This window comes from Falseniella ignava, assembly GCF_002847645.1.
Taxonomy (GTDB): Bacteria; Bacillota; Bacilli; order Lactobacillales; family Aerococcaceae; genus Falseniella; species Falseniella ignava.
In genome coordinates this window covers 55,297-62,252 of sequence record NZ_PKHE01000009.1, presented here as the reverse complement: position 1 = coordinate 62,252, position 6,956 = coordinate 55,297, and the positions used below count along the sequence as shown (strand labels likewise).

The window sequence follows — 6,956 nt, the reverse complement described above, 5'->3', positions numbered from 1 at the left end:
ATAATCCTCCATTGAGATCCCTCCTTAGATTTAATATACACTAAAGTGGGACATTTTCATTTACGGTTACTTGAGACATTATCATTTGTAGATGAGATTACTTCAAAGCTTCTCGTTATAATCGCTTTATTTTTTAGATATACTTAGGTATAATAAAATCGTTATGCCGCTGTAGTGTAATGGATATCACGTAAGATTCCGGTTCTTAAAATGGGGGTTCGATTCCCTCCAGCGGTGTTTATTTTATTGATATATCAACGTTTATCGAGATTGAGTGCAAAATGGGTATTCTATAAAATTCAAAAACGGTGAAGAGGCTAATCTAATAGCAACTTCACCGTTTTTCATTCTTTTATTTCTAACTACTGAGCTGACATAATCTGAAGCAAAATTTGACTCTCACCCGATTGGTTAACTCGTTCTACAACAATCAATCCATAGGCAGGAGCATAATAGTAGTTTGTAACATAATCCGAGTGAGTTAAGTCTTCCTCTTCGATTTTCACAACATCTTGATAGGCTACATCGTTAATTTCGTAGTTCATCGATGTCTCAACTACTGTTCGAATTTTTGTTCCATCGGCACTCGAAGCATAAGACATTCCTTCTTGAATATTTGAAGGGAGAACCAACACAGGTGTCTGACTCAGAGTCGTTGGGGCGTTACGTAAATCTTCTACATCATAATAATTGTCGTATGACGCTAACAAATAGATACCTTGATCTCTTATTTGATAAACTTGACAAATCGCGCTATTATTTTCTACCGTAAACATTGCCACTTGAAATATACCGTTACTATCAGGTTGATACTCACGGATGACGTCTTGAATCATCGGTTGAGATCCGTTGATCTGATATTGATAGCTCACATACTGCCCGTATGGGGTATATGGATTGACGGGCCCATGGTATTCTGTCGGTGCATCGATATCATTCTCAGATTGCGCGTTAATAGTAGTGCCTGTTGTGCTGTTAATAATTAGGAAACTAACACATATAAAAAAGATGACACTTACGATACAACGTATTATTTTTTTGGATTTAAGCAATAACATGGAATCCCTCGCTTTCTTCATTGTACGTTCATAGTATAACATACTATGCGTCCAATAATTGTAGCAAAATACGGAATAATTTGTGAATTTATTATACAAATATGGAGATTCTGTGAAGATTGCTAACCGCAAAATCGTATTCATCTTGTAGAAAATATGTTAAGCTAAGATGGAACAATAAGATGGAGGTATCAAGATGTCTGATTGTATTTTTTGTAAAATTATTCAAGGTGAGATTCCAAGCGCTAAAGTCTATGAAGATGAAAATATCTTAGCATTTTTAGATATTACACAAGTCACACCTGGCCATACGCTTGTCATTCCAAAAAAACACGTACAAGATATTTATGCATACGATGATGAAATCGCTAGTTTGGTTGCTAAAAAATTACCGGTCATTGCACGTGCAATTAAAGAAACATTTCCTGATTGTAAAGGTATCAATATTTTAAATAATAATGAACCTACTGCCTATCAAAGTGTCTTCCACACACATTGGCATATTATCCCGCGTTACCATGCGGAAGATGGTTTAGGAATCGTCTTTACAGACCATTCAAAAGACTATTCACAAGAAGAATTCCAAGAAAGAGCACAACGTATTAACCAACAAATCAAGCTGTAGTCATAGAAAGAAGGATTATTATGAAAAGATTTCGTTCAGGTATCTTTTGGGGAGGGCTCATTGGTGGAATTGTGACGCTACTTAATGCTCCTGCCTCTGGAAAAGAAACACGTCAACAATTAAAGTACTTTATTGATAATACGACAGAAGACGTCAATGACTTACGATACAAAGTGGACCATTTGCGCTTAGCCATTCAAAAATTAACCCATGAAGGTATTGCCAGTGTTCAAGAAGCCACTGAGGATATTCAAACTTCAATTACTCGCTTCCAACGCGAGGCGCAACCACGTATTAATCGTGTCCAAGATCGCGTTCAAACATTACAAAATTCAATTAATTCAATCAATTTTGATGATTCAGCGAATTAAATATGACTTTAACATGAACTCTGTCTTTTTTAACTGCGATTATGTTATAGTGAACAAGTACTAAAAAATTATGGAGGAATTTTATGTCTAAATCTTTACTTAAACAATCAATTGTCGCCTTATCAGCAAGCTTATTAATTGGCGCTGCTAGCATTCCAACTTATGTGCAAGCTAATGAAGATCCAATTGCAACGGTTGGCGAGCATCAGATTACAAAAGATGAGTTCTACGAAGCAATGAAAAAAGTAGCAGGTCCAGTTACCTTGCGTACCTTAATTCTTGAAACCATTTTAGAAGCAAATGCAGACAATCCTGAAGAATTGAAAAAATCAGCCGAAGAAGAAGTTAACGAACAAATTGAACAAGCTGGTGGCGAAGATGTCTTCAAACAATTATTAGTGAGTCAAAAATTAGGAACGATTGAAGAATACCGTTACCAGGTTTATGTTCGTAATCTCTTCCAAAATGTAGTTGAGAAAAATATCGACCTCTCAGACGAAGCAATTAAAGCTTATTATGATGAAGGATATGCTCCTATGATGGAAGCTCAACATATCTTGGTCGAAACAGAAGAAGAAGCTCTTGAAGCCATTCAACGTATCAACGATGGCGAAGAATTTGATGCAGTCGCTCGTGAAATTTCTAAAGACGGTACTGCTTCTAACGGTGGACTTCTACAACCTTTCAAAACAGGACAAATGGTTTCTGAATTTGAAGAAGCTGTAAAAGGTCTTGAAAATGGCAAAATGACCGAAACACCTGTTAAATCTCAATTCGGTTACCACGTCATTAAAGCAATCAATAATGGCGAGAAAAAACCATTTGAAGAAGTTAAAGAAGAAGTTAAAGAACAATACATTGTTTCTAAATTCTCTGACACACAATTCTCTTATAAAATTATTGGACAATTGTTAGTCGATACTGGGTATGAAATTAAAGATGAAGATCTCAAAGATGCGGTCTCAGACTTAATCGAACTCACAAAAGAGCCTGAAGAGAAAGTTGAAAACAGCGACGAAAGCAAAGAAGAAACTGAAACTGAAGCCGCTGAAGAAGAACAAGAAGAAGCTGAATCTGAAGAAAACGAAGCAAGCGAATAATAACAAAGACTCTGGTTCCGAAATAAATTGGAACCAGAGTTTTTATTATTTATTCAAATTAGGCCGATAAAAAGAACGGCGATCTAATGGGAAGATTTGTGCTGAAAACTCCCCTTTTTCGGTATGCTCTAAAGCAGATGTAATCATATTAATTTTCGCATCCATATCATCAATATAGTGAATCACTTCAGCTTCAAGAATATGCGGCATTACCGGACTACCATAATCTAGCTGACCATGGTGAGCGAGTACCAAATGCTTCAACAATAAAATTGATTCACTGTCTGCATCGATGTCTAAATCTAAACACGCTTGATTGATTAAATCATTAATAATCACAATATGACCGATTAATTGTCCTTTCAACGTATACTCCGTTGAAATCGGCCCACTTAGCTCAATGGTTTTTCCTAGATCGTGTAAGATAATCCCCCCAATCAATAAACTTTGATTGAGTTGAGGGTAGATTTCACACAATTGCTTCCCGATTTGAACCATAGTTAAAGTATGGAAACTTAAACCTCCTGCAATCGCATGGTGGTTTCGCTTTGCGGCAGGAAACGCAAAGAAATCTTCTCCCACACGTGAAACAATATGGCGAACGACGCGCGCAATACTCGAGTCACGGATTAATAGAAGTGCTTGATCTAATTGCTCTTCAACTTCCTCTCGCTTCATTGCGACTCGTTCTACGTACATCGTAGGATCGTTCGGCTCCCCCACCTCCGCCAGTCGGAGCCCTTCAATCTTCACTTGAGGAGACCCATTATAAGTATCCCGTTTTCCTTTCAAATAGACAACATGTCCAGCTTGGAATTGATTAATCTCTTGCTCACTTGCCGACCAATACATGCCGTCCATCGAGCCACTTCGATCTTGAAAACGAAAAGCGATAAATGGATTGCCATTTCGGGCTGTCCGAATATCCGCCGACTTAATTAAAACATACAGAGCCATATCATCGCCATGTGAATAGTCCATTAATTGTTGCATAATTTCCTCCTAGTTCATTTTCTCTAAATCGATTATTTGTTCGGATTCAAATTGATCACAAACTGCTTTATCAAAAGTAAAATACAAGATTTGATGTTTTTCCCCGACTTGTTTTAAGACATCATAAGCATAGGATCGGCGTGTCTCATCAAAATTAACAAAGGCATCATCGATAATAATCGGCATCCGAATCATCGTCACTGCGCTTTGAATAAAGGCCAGTCGTAACGAAACATAAAGTTGCTCTAATGTTCCTTGTGAAAGTTCATGCGGCTCAAATACATCTCCCGTAGCCATTACTACTTTTAGATTGCGCTTATTAATACGAATATGTTCATATCGATGGTTGCTTAAAATCTTAAAGATTTGATTTGCTAAATCATTCATCTCTTCAATCGGATTATCTAACCCTTGTCTAAGTGTCTGAACAATCATTGATGAACTGAGTTTTCGTGTAGCCCAGTCTTGATACAATTCGATGATTGCTGCGCGCTGATCTTCAAGCTGTTGTAATAAATCCGAATACGTCCCATCTTGTTCTAAATTATTAATTTCCACTGCACAATTAGCGCGTTGATGTTGCAGTGGTTCAATACTATCTCTTAGGCTTTGTAATTTCCGTTGATGGCGTTCAATAATTGCTTCCAATGAAGCTTGATCCCCAATTTGCTCGAGTTGTGCTTCCTTATCGCCAATTTGTTCAAGATAAAGTCGTTCTTTCTCTTCTAATGAACGAATATATTCATTACGTTCTATTAATTGATCAAACTCTTTGCGGTTTTCAACATTCAACTTTTGGTATTCGTCTTGGATAAATTGATTTAAACGTTCAATTTCTTGCATATTTATATCGATTGACTCTTGTGTTGCTGTTTGACGTTCGAGATTAATCCGTGAATTATTTAATACAAGTTGTAAATTCGACTCAATCGTCTCAACATGTCGAATCAAATCACGCAATTGCGCACTTGATGCAGGGAAGCGCTCAAGCATTGGTGTTATTTTTTCTAGCCAGTTCGCTAATCTTGCTTGTAACCCACCGGCTTCCTTTTGAAATTGAGACTGCTTTTCCTTCTCATCAATATATTGTTGTACAGGATTAGTTTTAACAATTAATTCTAAATCCGCTGTAGGATAAAAACCATGCTGCGTTAACCAATGTCGTTTTTGTTGATTAAATTCTGTCAATTGTTGCTTGCTATGATTTTGTTCATCTTCACGCGCATTAATCGTTAGCGATAATTGCTGCATCTGTTGTGCAAAATGTTCGATCTCATGTTCGAGTGCTAAAATCGATTGATCAATTGCATCTAAATCATATTCCTGGCGTTTTCGTGCGTGAGAAAATGCAATGTAACCGATCATCAAGATCCCCGCAAGCAATAAACCAAACCCAGAGCGTATTAATAATTGATTGAGTGGTTGGAATTGATTATATAACCAAATCAACCCCCCTATCAATAGCATCAGCAATCCGACTAAATAATCGGATGGTCGTGTCACTTCTTTCAATTGCTCTTTTAAATTTATGGCTTGATGTTCAAAATATGTAATCTGTTGCTGGCGCTGAGCAATTTGATTTTGGACATCTTTTCGTTGATCAATAAAATGTTTTCGTTCAATGCCGATACGGTCAATTTGTCGCTCTATCTCAGCAGTTTGGCTTAATAATGATTCTGCTTCTTCATAAGGTATCGTTTTTTGTTGATTAATCTTATCTGGATAAAATTGACCTCTTTGAGCTAGCTGATTGAGGCGATGCTCAATCTCAACCAACTGTCTCTCTAACTTCTCTAAATTATTGTAATCCTCTTTAGCTTGAATCGTCAGTTGTAGCCACTGTTCTCGCTCTGTCGTCCGATTATTGGCCCATTCGAGTCGAGTTTCTTGTTTTAATTGCGACTGTAGCTCTTCGAGTCGCGATGCAAGACTTACATTTTCATTTTGAAGCCGTTCAACCATCGCTTCCGTATTGGTCAATTCAGTATTGAGTGTGTTTGTAATTGGGATATAAGTCAATTCACCCAATTCTTTTCGAACTTTAACTAACCGTTGATAAATTTGATACATCGCCAGAAGTTGTTCCGATTGATGCAAGGCAATTTCTGCTTCTTTTATGGCTGCAATATTTTGTTCGATTTGCAATTCAACTTGTTGTTTTTGGGCGATAAATTGTTGATACGTATCATTTTGACTTTCATATTGAGCCGTGCGCTGTTGTAATTCTTCATATTCATTCAACAGAACATTGAGTGGTGGAACTGACCCTCCTTTTTTATATAGCTGAGTCGATTGTTTCTCCAAATGATTTGACAGCTCAATAAATTTATCACTACCTAATGTACCAATCCCCAAAAAGTAATCGTTCAGTTGGTCCGAACCAATATTCGCTAGTTCTTGTAAATTCGCTAATGTAAATGAATAAAAACTATCATACAAGTTAACATCGAGTCCCGCCAAAATTTGATCAAGTTGACTCTCAGGTAAAATTTGTCCATCAGGGGTAGTAATAGTCACACCCGATTGCGTTCTTTCAACCCATACGTCACCCATCGTAGTTTCTCTCAATAAAAGACGACCGCCATATTTTTCGCTTGTTTTGGGCTCATAAGTATTGAGTTGATTCACTCGACGATGGCGGGTCGGAAAACCAAACAAAATAGAACGAATAAAGGATTGTAAAGTGGATTTGCCCGCTTCATTCTCACCCACAAAGAGTTGGAGCCCATCACTCAATTCAAATTGTTGATTAACCCATTTTCCATAACCATAGATATCTATTTTATCGATGATCATTGAACTCCCCCTC

At 37.2% G+C, this 6,956-nt stretch carries 6 protein-coding genes and 1 tRNA gene; 4 read left to right on the top strand and 3 right to left on the bottom strand.

All coding sequences use genetic code 11. The features are described 5' to 3' along the window. Positions 1–165 precede the first annotated feature (165 nt). Positions 166–237: transfer RNA gene (locus CYJ57_RS04585), tRNA-Arg, on the top strand. A gap of 125 nt (positions 238–362) precedes the next feature. Here CYJ57_RS04585 and CYJ57_RS04580 read toward each other — a convergent pair. Beyond that, positions 363–1,100, bottom strand: a complete 738-nt coding sequence (locus CYJ57_RS04580) for a hypothetical protein (RefSeq protein WP_101954258.1) — start codon at positions 1,098–1,100, stop codon at positions 363–365. 154 nt (positions 1,101–1,254) lie between these two features. Between CYJ57_RS04580 and CYJ57_RS04575 the strand changes: the two genes are divergently transcribed. The 3 genes from CYJ57_RS04575 (at position 1,255) to CYJ57_RS04565 (ending at position 3,154) form a co-directional block, all read left to right on the top strand. After that, positions 1,255–1,683 carry an HIT family protein gene (locus CYJ57_RS04575; RefSeq protein WP_006701031.1) on the top strand — a complete coding sequence of 143 codons (429 nt, stop codon included), beginning with the start codon at positions 1,255–1,257 and terminating at the stop codon, positions 1,681–1,683. Positions 1,684–1,703: 20 nt separating this feature from the next. Next, a complete protein-coding gene (locus CYJ57_RS04570; RefSeq protein ID WP_101954257.1) occupies positions 1,704–2,054 on the top strand; it encodes a YtxH domain-containing protein in 351 nt (116 codons plus the stop codon). An 83-nt stretch (positions 2,055–2,137) separates the two neighbouring features. Next, a complete protein-coding gene (locus CYJ57_RS04565; protein ID WP_006701029.1) occupies positions 2,138–3,154 on the top strand; it encodes a peptidylprolyl isomerase in 1,017 nt (338 codons plus the stop codon). A gap of 45 nt (positions 3,155–3,199) precedes the next feature. Here CYJ57_RS04565 and CYJ57_RS04560 read toward each other — a convergent pair whose 3' ends face one another. Together CYJ57_RS04560 and CYJ57_RS04555 are read right to left on the bottom strand one after the other, a co-directional pair. Then, positions 3,200–4,147, bottom strand: coding sequence for a 3'-5' exoribonuclease YhaM family protein (locus tag CYJ57_RS04560; RefSeq protein ID WP_006701028.1), 948 nt, complete (start codon positions 4,145–4,147; stop codon positions 3,200–3,202). Positions 4,148–4,156: 9 nt separating this feature from the next. Beyond that, entirely contained in the window at positions 4,157–6,943 is a 2,787-nt protein-coding gene (locus CYJ57_RS04555; RefSeq protein ID WP_101954256.1) for an ATP-binding protein, read from the bottom strand. Positions 6,944–6,956: the final 13 nt, after the last annotated feature.